Genomic DNA, 17,942 nt, shown 5'->3' on the forward strand with positions numbered 1-17,942 from the left:
GGGGTCGGTCGGCCGCCCGCTCCACCGTGCGCCCGGGCGGCCCCGGAGCGGCGGGCCGCCCGGGGCGCCGGACGGGTCAGGGGCGACGGACGGGTCAGCCGATCTGCCCGCTGATCCCCGGGTGGGACATCTGGTTGGTGCCGATGGCCTCCACCTCGTCGGCCGTGTGCCCGACCACCGGGAGCTTGCCCGCGGTCTGCAGGGCGAGGTCGGCGGGGGAGAGGTTGAGACCGTCGGTGAGGCCGCCGGTGGCGTCCGGCGAGCTGGCGACCTGGCTGGTGGCGGAGGCCGCCGGGGCGGCGAGGGCGAGGCCCGCCATGGTGAGGGCGGCGAGGGTGGCGAGTTTCTTCATGCCCTGCCGAACGACCGGGCCGCCCTCAGGTAACCGGCTGGCGGCCACCGTCACCCCCGCCGCCGGATCCGCCCCCGGATCGCGCACCCGTCCTGCCGGTCACACTTCCGCCCCTCGGGCCGTCACCCTGCTGCCGCTCCCGCCCCTCCGGCCGTCACCCGCAGCGTCCGCACGCTGTTGCTCACGAACGAGCCGATCGGCTCCGGCCGTTCGCCCTCCGCCAGGGCCAGCGCCGGGAACCGCGCGAACAGGTGCCGCAGCGCCGTCTCCGCCTCCAGCCGGGCCAGCCCCGAGCCGAGGCAGAAGTGCGGGCCGTGCCCGAGCGAGAGGTGCCGGGCGGGCTGCCGGGTGAGGTCGAAGCGGTCGGCGTCCGGGTAGTGCCCGGCGTCGCGCCCGGCCGCGGCGTACGAGGCGAGCAGGGCCTCGCCGCGGCGGATCACCACGTCGCCGACCTCGATGTCCTCGCTCGCGTAGCGCAGCGGGAACTGGCCGACCGGCGAGTCGTACCGCAGCGTCTCCTCCACCACCGCGGACCACGGCTGCGCGCCGTCCAGCACCAGTCGCAGCTGGTCGGGGTGGGCGAGCAGGGCCCGGACCGCGTTGGTGATCAGGTTGAGCGTGGTCTCGTGCCCGGCCACCAGCATCAGCAGCAGGGTGCCGACGAGTTCGGCCTCGCTGAGCCCGTCCCCGGCCTCGCGGACGGCGATCAGGTCGGTGGTGAGGTCGTCCCCGGGCCGGGCCCGCTTGGCGGCGACCACCGAGGCCAGCAGCGCGTTGAGGTCCCGCTGGGCGGCGAGCGCCGCCTCGGGGGTGGCCGAGCTGGAGACCAGGGTGTCGGAGAGGTGGTGCAGTTCGTCCTGCTGCTCCGCCGCGAGACCGAGGAGTTCGCCGATCACCTGCATCGGCAGCGGGTAGGCGAAGTGCTCGCGCAGGTCGAACTCGCCCTCCAGCTCGGCGACCCGGTCGAGCAGCGCGACGGTCCGGGCCTCGATCGCGGGGGCCAAGGCGGCTATTCGGCGCGGGGTGAAGGCCTGGCTGACCAGTCCGCGCAGCCGCTTGTGGTCCTCGCCGTCGGCGGTGATCATGCCGGGCACCGCGACGAAGTTGAGCAGCGGCCAGCCGTAGGGCAGCCGGCCCTCCCGGAAGAGGGTCCACAGCCGGGGGTTCTTGCCGACCCGGGGGTCGGCGAGCAGCGCCTGGAGGGTGTCGTGGTGGGTTACCGCCCAGACCACCACCCCGCCAGGGAGCTCCACCAGGACGGCCGGGCCGGCTGCCCGGAGCCGGGCGTTCTCGCCGTGCTGGTCGCGTCCGTAGGGGTCGAGCCGGACGGGCTCGGGGCGGGGGCCGCGGGGGTCGTCGGCGGTGTCCATGCGGGCCTCTCGGGGGCTGGCGGGCGGGGCGGGGTGAAGGCGCTGTAGAGCACCGGAAGGGCGACCAGGGCCCGCGACCACGGGGACGGACGCCAGGACAACTCGCCAGGCGGTACGGCCAGTTGGAGGTCCGGAAGGCGGTGCAGCAGGGTCTCGATCGCGGTCTCGACGATGATCCGGGCCGGGTGCTGGGCCGGGCAGACGTGCCGGCCCGCACCCCAGGCGAGGTGGGCCCGGTTGCCGCCGAGCGAGCCCTGGGCGGCGGAGGAGGCGCCCTGGGCGGCCGGGTCGGCGTTGGCCGCGGCCAGGCCGAGCACCAGCATGTCGCCCTTGCTGATGTACTGGCCGCCGAGGACGGTGTCGCCGGTGGCCCAGCGGCCGGGGAAGTTCTGGGTCGGCGGGTCGCGCCAGAGCACCTCCTCCAGCGCGTCGGAGACGGTCAGCCGCCCGCCGGTCAGCGTGGCCCGGAAACGGCGGTCGGTGAGCAGCAGCCGCAGCGTGTTGCCGATCCAGTTGATGCAGGTCTCGTTGCCCGCGACCATCAGCACCACCAGGTGGTGCACCGCCTCCTCGTCGGTCAGCGCGGCCGGGTGGGCGAGCAGCCAGGAGGTGAGGTCTGCGCTGGGGGCGGTACGGCGCTGCCGGACCAGTTCGGTCAGGGTGTTCTGGAACTCCCCGGCGGCGCGCACCGATTCGGGCCCGCTGTCGACGAAGTGGCTGATCAGCTCGATCATCCGGGGCCCGCTGCCGGGGGGCAGGCCGACCAGCTGGGTGGAGACCAGCAGCGGCAGGGCGCGGGCGTACTGGCCGATCAGGTCGGCGGTGCCGTCCGGGCCCCAGCTGTCGATCAGCCCGTCGGCGGCGGCCTCGGTGGTCTCCCGCAGCTGCCGGTGGTCGATCTGGGCCAGGGTGTCCGAGACGGCGGCGCGCAGCCGCTGGTGCTCGGCGCCGTCCAGGTTGAGCAGGGTGGGCCGCCAGGCGGTCATCGGCTGCAGCCGGGAGTCGGCGGCCAGCCGGCCCTCGGCGGGCACCCGCCACTGCCGCGAGTCCTTGGAGAACAGCGCCTCGTTGCGGGTGAGTTCGAGCAGTTCGGCGTAGCCGAGGACGAGCCAGGCCTCCACCCCGGGCTCCAGCTCGATCGGCGCGACCGGGCCGTGGCGCTCGCGCAGCCGGGCGTACAGGCCGTGCGGGTCGTCGGCGACGGCCTGCCCGTGCAGCGGGGTGAGCGGGACGCCGACCGGCAGCCCGGCACCGGGCGGGGCACCGTACGGGGCTCCGGTCCCGTACCCGCCGGCGACGCCGTACGGGCCGCCGGCGCCGTACGGGCCGCCGGTGCCCTGCGGCCCGCCGGCGCCGTGCGCGACCGGGCAGCCCGAGGACCGCGGGGGCTCGGGGGCGGTCACGGCTGGAGCTCCAGCAGCGAGCTGCGGTGCAGGTGGTCGACGAAGTCGATCAGCAGGTCGTAGGACTGCCGCCGGTCCCGGGCGTCGCAGTACAGGATCGGCACCTCGGGCAGCACGTCCAGCGCGGAGCGCAGCTCCTCCTCCGGGTAACTCGGCGTGTCCGGGAAGGTGTTGACGGCCACCGCGAAGGGGATGCGCTGCTCCTCCAGCCGGCCGAGCACGTCGAAGGCCTCGTCCGGCCGGCGCAGGTCGACCATCGCGATGGCGCCGAGCGCGCCGCGCGACAGGTCGTCCCACAGCGGCCAGAAGCGCTGCTGCCCCGGCGTACCGAACAGGTACAGCGCGAGCCGGGAGTTGAGCGTGATCCGGCCGAAGTCCAGCGCGACCGTGGTGGTGGTCTTGCCGCTGCGCCCGGTGAGGTCGTCCACGCCGCTGCTGGCGGCGGTCATGGTCTCCTCGGTGCGCAGCGGGGTGATCTCGCTGAGCGAGCCGACCAGGGTGGTCTTGCCGACCCCGAACGGGCCGGTGACCAGGATCTTCACCGCGCCCTGCACCGTGGACGGCAGGTACTGCGGTCCGGCCGGCGCGTCGGTGGGGGCTTCAGCGGAGTTGGCGGAGGCCAACGAGCACCTCTTCCAGGAGGGTTGTGGGCAGGCGTTCGGCCTGCGGGACGGGCGGGAGCACCTGCACGGCGCCGAGGTCCCAGAGGTCGCCGACCAGCACCTTGACGACGCCGAGCGGCAGCCCCAGGTGGGCCGCCACCTCGGCGACGGACAGCAGGCTGTGGCAGAGCCCGAGGATGCGCCGGTGCTCCCGGTTGAGCAGGGCGTGCTCGGGCAGTTCCGGGGGATCGGCCGGCCCTAACGGTCCGGGCAGGGCGCTGACCAGGCTCTCGATCGCCAGGTCGGCGCGGGTGGGGCGGCTGCGCCCACCGGTGATGACGTAGGGCCGGACCGGCCCGTTCACCGGTGGCCCCCCGCCGCGTGATCGACGCGCGGCGGGCTGGTGAGGTGGGCGCCGATCCGTTCGACCAGGACCTGCATCTGGTACGCGACCAGCCCGGCGTCGACCGCCTCGCTGGTGACCACGGCCAGGTGGGCGCCGGCCCCGGCGGCGACGATGAACAGGTAGCCGCCGCCGTACTCGATGATGATCTGGCGGGTGGCGCTGCCGGGGCCGCCGAAGCCCGCCGCGACGCCGCGGGCCAGCGACTGGAGCCCGGAGCAGGCGGCGGCGAGCCGTTCGGCGTCCTCCCGGGCGATGTCGGCGCTGCGGCCGATCTCCAGGCCGTCGTTGGAGACGACGACGGCGTGCTGGACCTGGGGGACGGCGATGATGTCGGCGAGCAGCCAGCCGAGATCGGGGGTGGTGGTCATGGAACTCTCCGGGGCGATGGGGAAGTCGGGGGAGGTCGGGGGAGCGGGGCGGGGCGGGTTCAGCGCGGGCCGGGCGGGCCCTGGGCCCGGGTGCGGGCCGCCGACCGGCCGCTGGCCGTCCCGGCCTGGAACATCGCCATGAACGCCTGGGCGTCCCGGGCCGAGCGGTACGGCGGCTCGGGCGGGGGCGGGGGAGCGGCGTGCTGGGCGGGTCGGTTCGCGCGGTCGCGCCGGTGGCTCCGGCGGGGCAGCGGCGGAGGGGAGTCGGGCGCCGGGGCCCGGCCGGCGGGCGGGGTCTCCACCAGCGGGTGGGCGGCGCCGGGGTGGTCGGGGCCGACGGCCGGCCGGGGGTCGGGGGAGAACGCCCGGTCGTCCGGCCCGAGTCCGGGCACGGTGGGCGGCAGCGGCTCGGTGAGCAGGGCGTTCGGCAGCAGCACGACCACCCGCACGCCGCCGTACGGGGAGGGCGCCGAGCTGAGGGTGACCCGGAACCCGTAGCTCTCGGCGAGCCGGCCGACGGCGGCCAGCCCCAGCTGCGGTACCTCGCCGAGCCGGGAGACCTCCAGGCTGCTGCCCCCGGCGAGGGCGGCGGCGGCCTTGGCGACGGCCTGTTCCGGCATGCCGACGCCGCCGTCGTCGATCTCGATGACCGCGCCGTTGTGCACCGGCATCAGGGTGACGAACACCTGGGTGCTGGGCGGGGAGTAGCGGGTCGCGTTGTCCAGCAGTTCGGCGATGGCGTGGATCAGCGCCTCGGCGGCGGCGCCGACCACCGCGGTCTCGATCCGGCTGCGGACGACCACCCGCTGGAACGGCAGGATCCGCGACTGGGCGCCGCGCACCACGTCCTCCAGCGACACCGGCTCCGGCCAGTGCCGCCCGGCCCGGGCGCCGCACAGCACGGCCAGGGTCTGGGCCAGCCGGGCCTGTTGGGCGGCGGCGTGGTCGGCCTTGAGCAGGCCCTCCAGCAGCGCCGGGTCGTCGTGGGTGCGCTCCATCTCGTCGAGCAGGGCCTGCTGGTCGTGGGCCATGACGAGGATCCGGCGGGCGACGCTGAGGAAGGCCCGCTGGCTGGAGGCGGTGAGTTCCTGCTCCTGCTGGACGGCGGCCAGGTCGGCGCCCCGGCGGGAGAGTTCGGCGGTCAGCTGCTCCTCGAGCCGGGCGAGTTCGCCCGCCAGCCGGTCGGCCCGGCCGCGCTGGGTGACGGACACGGCGCGGTACCGCGCGGCGGCCACGAGGGCGAGGACGGCGAGCACGCCGGTAGCCGTTGCGCACCACTGAGTCATCGTCACGCCGCGAATTCTAGGGCGATGATCCTACGAAGGTGTGAACGGATCTCGCCATGTGACCGGATCTCGTCAATATCGAGTCAATACGCCGCCGTTCCGGCGTCGTTCGACCCCGACCGCGGGGCCCTGACAAGCCGTCCGATCGTTCGTCCAGGGTCTTTTGACCTCCCTCGACGTGACGCGTGGTGGCCGGTTCGGGTCCCGGGATGTGTGGGGCCGGTGTGCACGGTGTCGCCGAACCGGCGGCATCCGGTGCAGGAGCGCGCGGTCGGGCGTCGGGCGGCATCCGGTGCAGGAGCGCGCGGTCAGGCGTCGGGCGGCATCCGGTGCAGGAGCAGCAGCGCCACGTCGTCCGGCCGGGAGCGGCGCTCGGTCACGTTCAGGGTGAGCAGGTCGGCCAGCTGCTCCAGCGCGGGGGCCGCGCCGATCCGCTCCGGGCCGGTCCGCCGGGCCCACAGCTCCAGCCCGCCGATCATCCGGTGCACCGACTCGTCGTAGTCCTCCTCGCGGTCCTCGACCAGCCCGTCCGTGTAGGCCAGCAGGGTCTCGCCGCCCGCCAGCCGGGCGGTGGCCAGCGGGTACGGCTGCCCCGGGTCCACGCCCAGCGGCGGGCCGCCCGGCAGCTCCAGCTCGACGGCCGTGCCGTCGGCGGCGATCCGCACCGGCGCCGGGTGCCCGGCCCGGGCCGCGGTCAGGCCGCCGTCGGCCGGGTCCAGGGTCAGGTAGAGGCAGGTCGCGAACAGCTCGGTGTCCAGCTCGGACAGCAGCCGGCTGGTCCGGGCCAGGGTCGCCGCCGGGTCGTGCCCGTCCGTGGCGTACGCCCGCAGGCCGCTGCGCAGCTGGCCCATCACGGCGGTCGCCTCGGCGTTGTGGCCCTGCACGTCGCCGATCACCAGCCCGATCCGGCCGTCCGGCAGTTTCAGCAGGTCGTACCAGTCGCCGCCGATCTGCATGCCCTCGGTGCTGGGCAGGTAGCGGGCGGCGCTGGCGATCCCCGGCAGCCGGGGCAGGGTGCGCGGGAGCATCGCGCGCTGCAGCTCGCCGGCCCGGTGGTGGTGGGTGTCGTACAGCCGGGCCCGCTCCAGGGACTGCGCGAGGATGCCGGCGAAGGTCGAGTACAGGGTGCGGTCCGCGCGGCTGAACACGCGCTCGGTGGCGAAGGTGATCAGGCAGGAGCCGACCTGCCGGCCGGAGGCGACCAGCGGCAGCACCGCCCAGGCGGCCGGGGCGTCGGCCCCCACCGGCCCGGCGCCGGGTTCGCTGAAGAGCGGGGCCGAGCGGGCCGGCGGCGAGGGCTGGCTCACCTGCTCGGAGACGGTCTGCTCGGAGATCGCGTGCTCTGAGCGGACCTGGCCGGGGCGGACCTGGTCGGAGCTGACCTGCTCGGAGCGGACCTGCTCGGAGAGGTCCGCCAGCCGGGTCAGCTCGGCCCGGCGTGGTCCGCCGTACCCGGTGTGCGAGACCGGCAGCAGCCGGCCCTCGTCCACCAGGTCCAGCACGATGCCGGCGGCGCCGAGGGCCGGACGGGCCACGTCGGTGACGGCGGCGGTGACGTCCCGGACGGTCACCGCCCGGGACAGCGCCCGGGTCAGCGACAGCAGCAGCGCCGTCCTGGCCCCGGCCGGGTCGTGCGGCGGCTCGGCGTCCCGGGCCCGGCGGTGCTCCACGTCGGCGAGCAGCCCGGCCATCCGCACCGGACGGCCGTGCACGTCCAGCATCACCTCGCCGGACTCCTCGACCCGCGCGACCTTCCCGCCACGGCGCAGCAGCCGGTAGCCGATCCGGTAGCGGCCGCCGCTCGCCAGCGCCTCCGCCAGGGCCGCCTGCACGTCCGGCAGGTCCTCGGGGTGGACGATCCGCTCCAGCTCCGGGGCGGTCCCGTCCGGCTCGACGGGTCGGCCGGCCACCGCGAAGGCGGCCGCGTCCCAGTAGCTCTCCCCGGTGACCAGGTCGCGCTCGAAGGCGCCGTGCCCGGCGGCCCGCACCGCGAGCGACAGCAGCGGGCGGGTCGGGGCGGCGTCCGGGGTGGGCGCGAGCCGCTGCGCGGTGCGGTCGCCGGAGTGGTTTCCGGTGCGGTCGCCGGTGTGGCCTGCGGTGTGGTCGAGGGTGTGGTCCAGCAGGTGGTGCAGCCGGTGGGCGCAGGCCCCGGCGATCGTCTCCAGCACGTCCAGATCGCGCCCCGGGACGGTGCCCCGGTGCGCCAGGGCGAGGGCCAGCACGCCGATCGGCCGCTCGTCCACCACCAGCGGCAGGCTGACCACGGCGACCAGCCCGGTGCCCAGCCCGGCGTTCCGCTTCGGGTACTCGACGCTGGTGTGCTCCGGGCCGAGCAGGTACGGGCGGCGCAGCCGCAGCGCCATCGCGGCGGGCAGCTCGCCGGCCGGGTCGACCAGGCCGTAGCGCTCGTGCGCCCAGTCCGGCAGCCCGTGCGAGGCGGTCAGCCGGAGCATCCCGGCGGGGTCCAGCAGGTACAGCGCGGAGCCTTCGCCGGTGATCCAGTTCGGGCCCTCGGCGAGGACGGTGCCGAGCAGCTCGGCGGCGCTGGTGCAGCCGAGCAGCAGGCGCACGCAGCGCATCGGGCTGCGGGTGGCCGGGCCGCGGGCGGCCGGGCTGCCGGCCGGCGTCCGGCTCTCGTCCTCGGGGATGGGCACTAAATCTTCATACCCCATTTCCATAGCCGCGGCCGGAGTCCGGCCCGGAGCCTCATCCGGTCGCGGCCGTGCCCAGCCGTCGCACCAGCACCAGCGTCCGGTCGTCCGCCACGTCCTGCGCCACCGTGCGCACCAGCCGCCCCGCCGCACCCCGCACCAGCTGCTGCTGGGTCCGGTGGGTGCGCACCTCCGGCTCGGCCGCCGCCAGCAGCCGGCCCACCCCCTCGTCCAGGTCCCGGCCCGGCACCTCCACCAGGCCGTCGCTGAACAGCAGCAGCGAATCCCCGTGCGCCAGCCGTCCCGGCACCCCCGGGTACGGCGCCCCCGGCACCAGCCCCAGCGCCGGACCGCCGTGCTCCGACGGCACCCAGCCCGACCGGCGGCAGAACCGCACCGGCGGCGGATGGCCCGCGTTGAACAGGCGGTAGCGGCCCGTCGCCGGGTGCAGCGCCAGGTGCACGGCCGTGGCGAAGTCGTCCTCCCAGCCCATCCGCACCAGGTGGTCGTTGGCCGCCGGCAGGAACGCCTCCGGCGGCACCCGGCCCAGCAGCATCGCGAACGCCCCCGACAGGTGCGTCGACCGGGCCGCCGCCCGGGTGCCCTTGCCCGACACGTCCACCAGCACCAGTTCCAGCAGGTCCTCCTCCGGCCGGTGGGCGCACAGCAGGAAGTCCCCGGAGAACGACGCGCCGCCCGCCGGGGCCAGCGCACTGTCGAAGTGCCAGTCCAGCAGCCGCTCCGGCAGCCGGGCCAGGGCCCGGTTGTGCTCCGCCAGCTCCAGCAGCATCGAATCGCCCTGGGTGCCGCGCAGCCCCAGCCGGTCCCGGAAGCGGTTCGCGGTCAGCACCGTCGCCCCCGTCGCCGCCACCACCACCGTCACCCCCAGCCGCACCCCGTGCGGGTCCTGCACCACCGCCCCCAGCAGACCGCCCGCCAGCGCCGCGCACACCAGCACCCGCAACTGCCCGCGCCGCAGCACCAACCCGCCACCCACCACCGGCAGCACCAGCGCCGACGGCGGCCACCCGTACGGCAACAGGACCGGCAACACCCCCAGCACCGCCGTCACCCCGAGCAGCACCCCCAGCGCCACCCGCCCGGCCCGGACGTCCCCGTCCAGCAACCGGCCGTACCACCGCCGCACCCTCGCTATCAGTGCGGGCACCCGGGACCTCCGCGAAGGCGTGGGCGGTCCCCTGTCATGACCACCAGTCAGCCCGGCCACACTAACCCCTCCCACCTCCCGCCCCGCAGCCCCTTCTCCCCCGCCCGGTCCGCCTGCTGCTGCGCCCCGGCCGTCCGCCGAAGCCCCGTGTCCCCCGCCCGACTTCTGGTGCGCGCCCGAGCCCCGCCCGCCTGCCGAAGCCCCGTGCTCCCCCACCGCTCCCGCGCAACAGCAAGCCGGCCAGCCCGACTTCCCGCGCGCAGCCCCCCGCCTGCCGCCCCGCAGCCCGTTTTCCTTCCCTGCCCGGTCTCCTTGCTGCTGCGCCCCGCCCGTCTCCGCCAAGCCCGTTCCGGACCTGCGGTCACCAGAAGTCACCCCGCCCGACTTCTGACGCGCGCCCGAGCCCCGGCCGCCCGCGCCCAGTAGGCGCTTGCCATCTGCCGAAGCCCGTAGCTCCGTTCTCCCTCCGCCGTTTCGCGTAACAGGAAGTCGGCCGGCCCGACTTCCTGGGCACTTCCCGGCTTGTCCGCCCACGCCCCGCCGCCCCGCAGCCTGTTCTCCTGTGCCCGGTCTGCGTGCTGCTGCGTTCCGGCCGTCTCCGCCAGGCCTGTTCTGGGCCTGCAGTACCAGAAGTCGGCCCGCTCGACTTCTGGTGCGCGCCCGAGCCCCGTTCGCCGATGCTGCTGCGTTTCCTTGCTGCGTGTCCTCGCCCCGACGGTTCGGGGCAGGTGGCCCGCTGACGCCAGAAGTCGGCCCGCCCGACTTCTGGTGCGCGCCCGAGCCCCGGCCGCCCGCGCCGAGTAGGCGCCGCCATCTGCCGGAGCCCCGTGCTTCCCCCGCCGTTTCCGCGTAACAGGAAGTTGGCCGGCCCGACTTCCTGGGCACTTCCCGGCTTGCCCGCCCGCCGACACCTGCCGCCCCGCAGCCCGTTCTCCTGTGCCCGGTCTGCGTGCTGCTGCGTTCCGGCCGTCTCCGGCAGGCCTGTTCTGGTCCTGCGGTCACCAGAAGTCGGCCCGCTCGACTTTTGGTGCGCGCCCGAGCCCCGGCCGCCCGCGCCGAGTAGGCGCCGCCCTCCGCCGAAGCCCCGTGCTCCCTCCGCCGTTTCCGCGTGACAGGAAGTCGGCCGGCCCGACTTCTCGCGCGCAGCCCCCGCCCGTGGGAGAGTCGGCCTCCTCGCAGAGGGGCCGCCCGCCTGATCTCGTCGATCGGTGGGGCCGCACTCTTTCAATGGCCCGGCTACCTCTGCCGGAAGGTTTCTTCTCGGTCTGCCTCGCGCGAGAGGTCCATGGGGTCGACTTCTGGCGCGCTCACTGCCGCCGCCGCGTTTCTCTGCGGCCAGAGAGTCGCGGCCGGTCGCCCGGTGGCCTCTTTCCCACGGGGTGCTGCGCGAGAAGTCGGCCGGGCCGACTTCCTGGGCACTTCCCGGCTTGCCCGCCCGCCGACACCTGCCGCCCCGCAGCCCGTTCTCCTCTGCCTGGTCTGCGTGCTGCTGCGTTCCGGTCGTCACCGCCAGGCCCGTTCTGGGCCTGCGGTCACCAGAAGTCGGTCCGCCCGACTTCTGACGCGCGCCCGAGCCCAGTAGGCGCCGCCACCCGCCGAGGCCCGTAGCTCCGTGCTCCCTCCGCCGTTTCTGCGTATCAGGAAGTCGGCTGGGCCGACTTCCCTCGCGGAGGCGCCCGCCTGGTGGGGCCGCGCTTTTCCAGCGCCCCGGTTGCCCGCGCCGGAAGGCCCCTTCTCGGCCTGCCTCGCGCCAGAAGTCGATGGGGCCGACTTCTGGCGCACCCACCGGGCGCCCGGTGGCCCCTTTCTCACGGGGTGCTGCCCGGGTTTCGGCCGGGGGTCTCTGCGGTGGGGGCACCTCCCGGCCGAAGGCTGGGGGAGCGTCGCCGGCCCGGCCTGAGCCGCGGGGCGTGTTCTAGGCGGTGGCCGTCCCGGGCCAGGTGTGGAGGGCGGTGGTGAGGGTGGTGATGAGGCGGTCGTGGGTGGTGGTGGGGTCCTCGGCGAGTTGGAAGGCGCCGGCGATGGAGAGGGAGGCGAAGCCGTGGGCGAGGGAGCGGACGGTGCGGGCGGCGTGGATGGCTTCGGGGCCGTCGAGGCCGTAGCCGCGGAGGACGGCGACGATGACGCCGACGAGCCGGGTGGCGGCGCGGGTGAGGTCGTCGTCGGGCTGGGGGGCCTGGGGGAGGGCGGCGTAGCGGTGGGGGTGTGCGGTGGCGTAGGCCTGGTAGGCGCGGAGGACGGCGGTGACGGCGTCGTCCCCGCTGCGGCCGACGGCGGCGTCCGCGAGCCGGTCGGCGAGCTCCTCGGTGACCCGGACCGCGATGAGGCGCCGCAACTCGCCGAGTCCGCCACTGACGTGCTTGTACAGCGAGGGGGTGGCGACGCCGGCCCGGGTGGCGACGGAGGCGAGGGTGAGGGCTTCACCGCCCTGGTCGTCGATGAGGGCGAGGGCGTGGTCGACGACCTGGTCGGGGGTCAGTCCTACGCGGGGCATGGCTTCGTTCTCTCCGTACGGGCGGGGTTCAGGCGAGTTCGGCGAGGAAGGGCAGCAGGGCGTCGGCGACGGCCTGCGGGTTGTCGGCCATCGGGTAGTGCCCGGACCCTTCGATCATCACCTTGCGGGCGCCGAGCTTCTCGGCCTGGAGGTCGGCGACGGCCTCGGGCTTCGGGAAGTCGGGGTCCTTGCTGCCCATGAGGACGAGGGCCGGGCAGCGGACGGCCGCGCACCAGCCGACGGGTGCGGAGTCGCCGGTGACGTGGCCGCGGGTGGCGGTCCGCCGGCCGGGGGTGCGCAGGGCGGCGACGAGCCCGTCGACGTAGCCGTCGAGGTCGGCGGGGCGGGGGCCGGGGTAGGCCATCTTGCGCAGGTAGAAGCCCCAGACGCCGGGCCACCGGACCATGGCGGCGCCCATGACGACCATGACGCCCCGCATGAGGGCGTTGGCCCGGTGTTCGACGAAGGCGTCGATCAGGGCGATCCCGGCGACCCGCTGGGGTGCGTCGCCGGCGACCTTGACGACCGTCGCCCCGGTGTAGGACTGCCCGACCAGGACGGCCCGTTCGATGCCGAGGTGGTCGAGCAGGGCGAGGACGTCGGTGGCGATGGCGGCGGGCCCGTAGTCGTCCCAGACGATCGAGGAGTCGCCGAAGCCGCGCAGGTCCATGGTGACGACCCGGTGGCCGGCGGCGGTGAGCAGCGGGTGCAGGTGCCGGTAGGCGTGGCGGGAGTCGAGCATCCCGGGGAGGAGGACGACGGGGGTGCCGTCGCCCTGCCGGGTGTCGTCGTACGCGAGGCGGCCGCCGGGGACGTCGAGGAACTGGGTGCTCGGGGTGCTGGTGCCGTTCATGGTGGGCCTCCGCCGGCTCGCTCGTTTCTGCCTGTAGCCATAAAGCTAAGGCTAATAGCCTTAGCCGTCAAGCATTCGGCCGATGCCGAGGACGCTTCCCGTTCACGCCCCCTCGACCCGGAAGGGGTCGTGCTCGCTGAGCAGCTTCTCCAGCCGGGCCTGGTCGACCCGGGCGACGGTGTCCAAGGACTCCTGCCGGTCCCGGATCACCTTGGCCAGCGTGAACGAGGAGGTGACGGCGTAGAGGAGGCCGATCGCGAGGAAGGCCCGGGTCCAGCCGCCCACCGGCAGGTAGGCGATCCCGGCGGCGAGGGCGGTGCCGGAGAGGGCGAAGGAGAGGACGGCCTGGACGAAGTACGCGGCCGTTGTCCGTGACTGCATCGGTGCGCTCATGGCGCCAGGATGCGATGGGGCGGCCGGGTCGCACATGAGTAGGAGTACTCAGATGGACCCGGTGGCTGAGGGGTCGTTCGTTGACGTCCGATCACCTGTTCCACAGTGGCCCCGGGCGGATGGCTTGGAATCAGAGCGTCCTAGGATTAACGTTTGATAACGCAGCGCGGTCGTCAACGCCGTACCCAGACGGCACCGTGCGCCGTCGCCTAATCCCGCCGACCGGCCTCCGGGCAGGTCAGGGAGCCGGGGAACCACGTTCCTTGGGGTGAATCGGCGGGGCTCCGGCCCGGCCGTAGGAGACCTTCCTGCTCCGAACCCGTCAGCTAACCCGGTAGGCGCGAAGGAAGGAAAGGAGCGCGCCTCCGTGGCGTCGACGCACACTCCGGCACACCCGGCCGGCCCCGCAGCCGGTACCCAGCTCCTCGACCACCCCGGCCCGCACGGCGCCGAGCCCCGCGACGGCGGGTCCGCCGGACCGGCCGAGCCGTTCGCCCCGGAGGCCGAGGCCAACCGCCACCGGATGCCGCGTCAGACCCGCGGGGCCTCCCCGCTGCTCGGCGTCACCGCCGTCGCCGCCACCCTGGGTGCCACCGGCTTCGCCTCCGCGACCCCGGCCGCCGCACCCGCCGTCGAGGCCCCGGACGAGACGCCCGTCGCCCTGGCCGCCGACCCCGGCCTCGCGCTCGCCGCCCGGATCCAGCAGCAGGCCGACAGCCAGCGCACCGCCGCCGAGGAGGGCGCCCGGGTCCAGGCCGCCCAGGAGGCCGAGGCCAAGGCCGCCGCCAAGGAGGCGGAGGCCAAGCGCGCCGCCGAGGAGGCCGAGCGGGCCAAGGCCGCCGCCCTCACCCTGCCGGTGAAGGACTACAACCTCTCCGCCCACTACGGCCAGAGCGCCCGCTACTGGGCCCACCTGCACACCGGCCTGGACTTCGCCGCCGACACCGGCACCGCGGTCTACGCCGTCGGTCAGGGCACCGTCACCTCGGCCGGCTGGTCCGGCTCGTACGGCTACCGGATCGTCGAGACCCTGCCCGACGGCACCGAGATCTGGTACTGCCACCTCTCCTCGATCATCAAGGGCTCCGGCAAGGTCACCGCCGGCCAGCAGATCGGCAAGGTCGGCGCGACCGGCAACGTCACCGGCCCGCACCTGCACCTGGAGGTCCGCCCCGGCGGCGGCGCCCCGGTCGACCCGGAGACCTGGCTCCAGCAGCGCGGCCTCACCCCGTAGGACCGATGACGCGGCAGGGCCCCGGGCGGCGCGCCCGGGGCCCTGCCACGTCAGCTCACTCCTGCTCCAGCTCCGGCTCCTCCGGCTGCTCCTCCTCGTCCGCGGGCAGCTGCGCCAGGTAGGCGTCGATCTCGGCCGCCCCCGGCTCCGGCGCGAGCTCCGGGAACTCCTCCACCAGCAGCCGCGGCAGCCCGGGCACCGTCCACTCGCCGAGCAGGTCGAGCGCCGCCTCGGTCGCCGCCGCCTCGAACTCCTCGAAGCCACCGGCCAGTTCGTCCGGCATCGGGCGCCCCAGCGCGTTCAGCTCGGCCAGGTTGCGGTAGCTGCGCCGCATCAGGCCCTGCTCCAGCAGCAGCCGCGCGCCGTCGGTGGCCATGCCGACGGACAGCACCCGGCCCGGCCCCCAGCCCTGCTCGTCCGGGTCGTCCAGCCAGCCGGTCGGCGTCAGCGCCTCGTACCCGGCCAGCCGCTGCTCCTCGTCGAGCGCCGCGAAGCCGGCCAGCCAGTCCCGGACGGCCGCCGGGTCCGTCACGTCCACCCCGTGGGCGTGCAGCAGCACCGCGTACAGCCGGGGCCAGGTCACCAGGTCGGCGCGGCGCAGCAGCCCCGCCGCGACCTCGCCCTGCCACTCGGCCTCGGCGTGCAGCCGCTCCTGGCGCTTGGCGTTGAGCCGCTTCGCCGCCCGCTGGTGGTCGACCAGCAGCCGTACGGCCTCGCCGTACGCGAGCGGGTCCTCCTCCGGCGCGGGTTGGACGTAGAGGTGGAGCCGTTCGTACAGCAGGTGCTCCACCTCGTCGGAGGTGAGTTCGGGCCAGCCGTCGTGCATCCTGCCCCCGCCGAGCTCCAGCAGCGCCAGCACCGCGCGCAGCGGCGCTTCGGCCACCGGCGCGCGGTCCTGGCCGGCCGCCCAGGCGAGCAGGTCGGCGGCCCTGGTGCGCGGGGCGAGCCGCAGGTCTTCGTCGTTCATGTTCCGAACGGTAGCCGCCGGACGCCGGTAGGGTCGGCAGCCATGGTCCCCGTACGCCTCGCCGGCCCCAGGCTCGCCCTCCGCGAGTACCGCCACACCCCGGAGGAGGTGGACGCGCTGCACGCGCTGTACGGCGACCCGGAGGTGACCCGCTACCTCCCCTTCGAGCCGCGCGACCGCGAGACCTGCGCGGACCAGCTCGAGCTCTACCTGGAGGAGGCGATGGCCGAGGAGCGGGGCGTCTACCGGCTCGCCGTCGTCCGGCGCGAGGACGCCGAGGACCCGGAGGACGCGCTGCCGATCGCGCACGCCAGCCTCACCCTCGGCAAGTACCGCTCCGCCCACCTCGGTTACGTGCTGAGCCGCCCGGTGTGGGGCCGCGGCTACGCGGGCGAGATCGCCGGACTGCTCTGCGAGCTCTCCTTCGGGGTGCTCGGCCTGCACCGGCTGGCCGCCCGGGTCGACGTGGAGAACGAGGCCTCGGCCAAGGTGCTCACCCGGCTCGGCTTCCGGCTGGAGGGGCGCGTCCGGCACGACCTGTACAAGGGCGGCGCCTGGCGCGACTCGTACCGGTACGCACTGCTCGCCGACGAGTGGTCCGGCCCGGCCGGCCCACCGCAGGGGGGTTAACCCCACCGCCGATCCGCCGGTCGGCCGGATGTTTGCCGGGCCGCGCCCCGGCCAGACTGGACCACGTCAGCACGTACGGAAGACCAGGACGACGAGGGGCCGGGGACCGGGAAATGAGCAGCAGCGGCAGCACGCTGGGTCAGGGATGGGACGCCCCGGGCGGTTACGGCGACGACGGGGCCCGCCCGGCCCGGGCCCACCGCACCGAGGAGCCGCCCGGCTTCTGGCGGGCGCCGTTCTCCGGGCACTACTACCGCGAGGTCGGCTACGCGCTCACCGGGCTGCCGGTCGCGATCGTCGGCTTCGTCCTCGCGATCGTCCTGTTCTGCCTCGGCGTCGGCACCTTCGTCACCGTCCTCGGCCTGCCGGTGCTGGCCGCCCTGACCAGCACCGCCCGGGGCTTCGGCCGGGCCGAGCGGGCCCGGGTGCGCGGGATGCTCGCCCTGGACGTGCCCGGCCCGGCGCCGGTGCGCCAGGTCCGCCCGGGCGGCTGGGGCTCGGTCACCGCGCGGCTGGCCGACGGGGCGGGCTGGAAGGCCGTGCTGTACCAGGTGGTGATGTTCCCCTGGGCGGTGTTCAGCTTCTGCCTCACGCTGACGTTCCTGCTGCTCGGCTGGGCGATGGCGCTCTACCCGCTCTACCACTGGGTCTTCCCGCGCTACACCCCCTGGCGCGGGTACCAGCTGTTCGACTTCACCGACAGCCACCACGTCCGGCACGTCTACTACGTGGAGGGCACCTGGCAGATCGCCGCGTTCTCGGCGATCGGGGTGCTGCTGATCTTCCTCACCGCGCGGCTGGTCCGCGGCCTGACCAACGTCAACCGGGCCGCCGCCCGGGGGCTGCTCGGCCGCTGAGGCCCGGCCCCGCGTCCTCCCACGTACTCCCGCACCTCCCACGTACTCCCGCCCCTGCGCCGCCCCCGCCCCGCCCGTGCTCCGGACGCGCTCCGGATGCGGGTGGGGCGGGCCCGTGTTCGGATGACCGGGTGGCGACCGCCCCCACCCCCGTGCCCGCGCCGGACGTCCTGGTCACCTCCCGCCCGCTGGACGAGTACTGCGCCCTGTTCGGCCTGACCCGCGCCCGGCTCGCCGCCCTGCCCGGCCCGCTGCTGGACTGCCCGGGCGGTGCGTCCGGCCTGGCCGCCGAGGCGCGCGAGCTGGGCTGCCGGGTGATCGCCGTCGACCCGGCGTACGCGGTGCCGCCGCCCGAGCTGGCCGCCCGGGCCCTGGCCGCCCGGGCGTCGATGGCCGTCGCGATGGCCGCCCGCCCACAGCTGTACCCCTCGCCCCGCCCGCGCGGCCCCGCCCGCCCGGAGCGCTACCTGCGCAGCTGGGACCGCGCCCGTCGGCTGTTCGCCGCCGACACGGCCGCCCACCCGCAGTGCTACCTGGCCGCCGCGCTGCCCCGGCTGCCCTTCGCGGACGGCGCCTTCGCGCTCACCCTGAGCGGCTACCTGATCTTCGCCTACCCCGAACTGTTCGGCCCGGAGCGGCAGCTGGCCGCCCTGGCCGAGCTGGTCCGGGTGACGGCCGCGGACGGGGAGGTGCGGGTCCAGCCGCTGCACGACGGCCGGGGCCGCCGCTGCGGCCACCTCGACCGGCTGCGGTACGCGCTCGGCGAGCGCCGGATCGCCAGCGAGGTCCGCCGGGTGCCGCGCGAGGACGGCCGCACCCGCAGGATCCTGGTGCTCCGAACCGCCGGCGGGCGACCACGGGGGCCCGCACCGGCACAACTTCTGTAATGGTCACTGGGCGGGTCTGCC

At 75.3% G+C, this 17,942-nt stretch carries 17 protein-coding genes and 1 riboswitch; of the genes, 4 read left to right on the forward strand and 13 right to left on the reverse strand.

Translation table 11 applies throughout. The features are described from left to right. Window positions 1-94 precede the first annotated feature (94 nt). The 12 genes from AB0F71_RS24220 to AB0F71_RS24275 all read right to left on the reverse strand — a co-directional run bounded on the left by AB0F71_RS24220 (window position 95) and on the right by AB0F71_RS24275 (window position 13,346). Window positions 95-352 carry a hypothetical protein gene (locus tag AB0F71_RS24220; protein WP_360237929.1) on the reverse strand — a complete coding sequence of 86 codons (258 nt, stop codon included), beginning with the start codon at window positions 350-352 and terminating at the stop codon, window positions 95-97. Window positions 353-474: 122 nt separating this feature from the next. Beyond that, window positions 475-1,584, reverse strand: a complete 1,110-nt coding sequence (locus AB0F71_RS24225) for a cytochrome P450 (RefSeq protein ID WP_360237931.1) — start codon at window positions 1,582-1,584, stop codon at window positions 475-477. Beyond that, a complete protein-coding gene (locus AB0F71_RS24230) occupies window positions 1,569-3,125 on the reverse strand; it encodes a cytochrome P450 (RefSeq protein ID WP_360237933.1) in 1,557 nt (518 codons plus the stop codon). Before AB0F71_RS24230 ends, AB0F71_RS24225 begins: the two co-directional genes overlap by 16 nt. Beyond that, on the reverse strand, window positions 3,122-3,748 hold the full coding sequence (locus tag AB0F71_RS24235) for an ATP/GTP-binding protein (RefSeq protein WP_360237935.1): 627 nt from the start codon (window positions 3,746-3,748) through the stop codon (window positions 3,122-3,124). The genes AB0F71_RS24230 and AB0F71_RS24235 overlap by 4 nt, the downstream gene beginning before the upstream one ends. Next, complete coding sequence (locus AB0F71_RS24240) at window positions 3,726-4,091, reverse strand: DUF742 domain-containing protein (protein WP_360237937.1); 366 nt, start codon at window positions 4,089-4,091, stop codon at window positions 3,726-3,728. Before AB0F71_RS24240 ends, AB0F71_RS24235 begins: the two co-directional genes overlap by 23 nt. Next, window positions 4,088-4,501, reverse strand: a complete 414-nt coding sequence (locus AB0F71_RS24245) for a roadblock/LC7 domain-containing protein (RefSeq protein WP_360237939.1) — start codon at window positions 4,499-4,501, stop codon at window positions 4,088-4,090. Before AB0F71_RS24245 ends, AB0F71_RS24240 begins: the two co-directional genes overlap by 4 nt. Window positions 4,502-4,560: 59 nt before the next feature. Further along, window positions 4,561-5,787 (reverse strand): sensor histidine kinase, encoded by a 1,227-nt coding sequence (locus AB0F71_RS24250; RefSeq protein ID WP_360237993.1) that lies wholly within the window; start codon window positions 5,785-5,787, stop codon window positions 4,561-4,563. Window positions 5,788-6,095: 308 nt separating this feature from the next. After that, window positions 6,096-8,441, reverse strand: coding sequence for a SpoIIE family protein phosphatase (locus AB0F71_RS24255; protein WP_360237941.1), 2,346 nt, complete (start codon window positions 8,439-8,441; stop codon window positions 6,096-6,098). Window positions 8,442-8,493: 52 nt separating this feature from the next. Further along, a complete protein-coding gene (locus tag AB0F71_RS24260; protein ID WP_360237943.1) occupies window positions 8,494-9,606 on the reverse strand; it encodes a PP2C family protein-serine/threonine phosphatase in 1,113 nt (370 codons plus the stop codon). Window positions 9,607-11,521: 1,915 nt separating this feature from the next. Continuing rightward, a complete protein-coding gene (locus AB0F71_RS24265; protein WP_360237945.1) occupies window positions 11,522-12,100 on the reverse strand; it encodes a WHG domain-containing protein in 579 nt (192 codons plus the stop codon). A 28-nt stretch (window positions 12,101-12,128) separates the two neighbouring features. After that, window positions 12,129-12,953 (reverse strand): alpha/beta hydrolase, encoded by an 825-nt coding sequence (locus AB0F71_RS24270; protein ID WP_360237947.1) that lies wholly within the window; start codon window positions 12,951-12,953, stop codon window positions 12,129-12,131. Between the two features lie 102 nt (window positions 12,954-13,055). Continuing rightward, window positions 13,056-13,346: a YiaA/YiaB family inner membrane protein gene (locus tag AB0F71_RS24275; protein ID WP_360237949.1), complete on the reverse strand. Its 291-nt coding sequence runs from the start codon at window positions 13,344-13,346 to the stop codon at window positions 13,056-13,058. 196 nt (window positions 13,347-13,542) lie between these two features. Further along, a riboswitch (cyclic di-AMP (ydaO/yuaA leader) is annotated at window positions 13,543-13,701 on the forward strand. Window positions 13,702-13,713: 12 nt separating this feature from the next. On the opposite strand from AB0F71_RS24275, the gene AB0F71_RS24280 reads away from it, so the two are divergent. Beyond that, window positions 13,714-14,580 carry a M23 family metallopeptidase gene (locus AB0F71_RS24280; RefSeq protein ID WP_360237951.1) on the forward strand — a complete coding sequence of 289 codons (867 nt, stop codon included), beginning with the start codon at window positions 13,714-13,716 and terminating at the stop codon, window positions 14,578-14,580. A 55-nt stretch (window positions 14,581-14,635) separates the two neighbouring features. Here the strand turns inward: AB0F71_RS24280 and AB0F71_RS24285 are convergent, their stop codons facing one another. Continuing rightward, window positions 14,636-15,547, reverse strand: a complete 912-nt coding sequence (locus tag AB0F71_RS24285) for a hypothetical protein (protein ID WP_360237953.1) — start codon at window positions 15,545-15,547, stop codon at window positions 14,636-14,638. A gap of 42 nt (window positions 15,548-15,589) precedes the next feature. Here AB0F71_RS24285 and AB0F71_RS24290 point away from each other — a divergent pair, with 42 nt between their 5' ends. From AB0F71_RS24290 to AB0F71_RS24300, 3 genes are all read left to right on the forward strand, one after another. Beyond that, the gene (locus AB0F71_RS24290; protein ID WP_360237955.1) at window positions 15,590-16,177 is read left to right on the forward strand and encodes a GNAT family protein; all 588 of its coding nucleotides are present in this window, start codon (window positions 15,590-15,592) and stop codon (window positions 16,175-16,177) included. A 113-nt stretch (window positions 16,178-16,290) separates the two neighbouring features. Continuing rightward, window positions 16,291-17,034, forward strand: a complete 744-nt coding sequence (locus AB0F71_RS24295) for a sensor domain-containing protein (RefSeq protein WP_360237957.1) — start codon at window positions 16,291-16,293, stop codon at window positions 17,032-17,034. Between the two features lie 131 nt (window positions 17,035-17,165). Next, complete coding sequence (locus AB0F71_RS24300; protein ID WP_360237959.1) at window positions 17,166-17,921, forward strand: hypothetical protein; 756 nt, start codon at window positions 17,166-17,168, stop codon at window positions 17,919-17,921. Window positions 17,922-17,942 lie beyond the last annotated feature (21 nt).

Origin of the sequence: Kitasatospora sp. NPDC028055 (assembly GCF_040637885.1) — a bacterium.
Lineage (GTDB): Bacteria > Actinomycetota > Actinomycetes > Streptomycetales > Streptomycetaceae > Kitasatospora.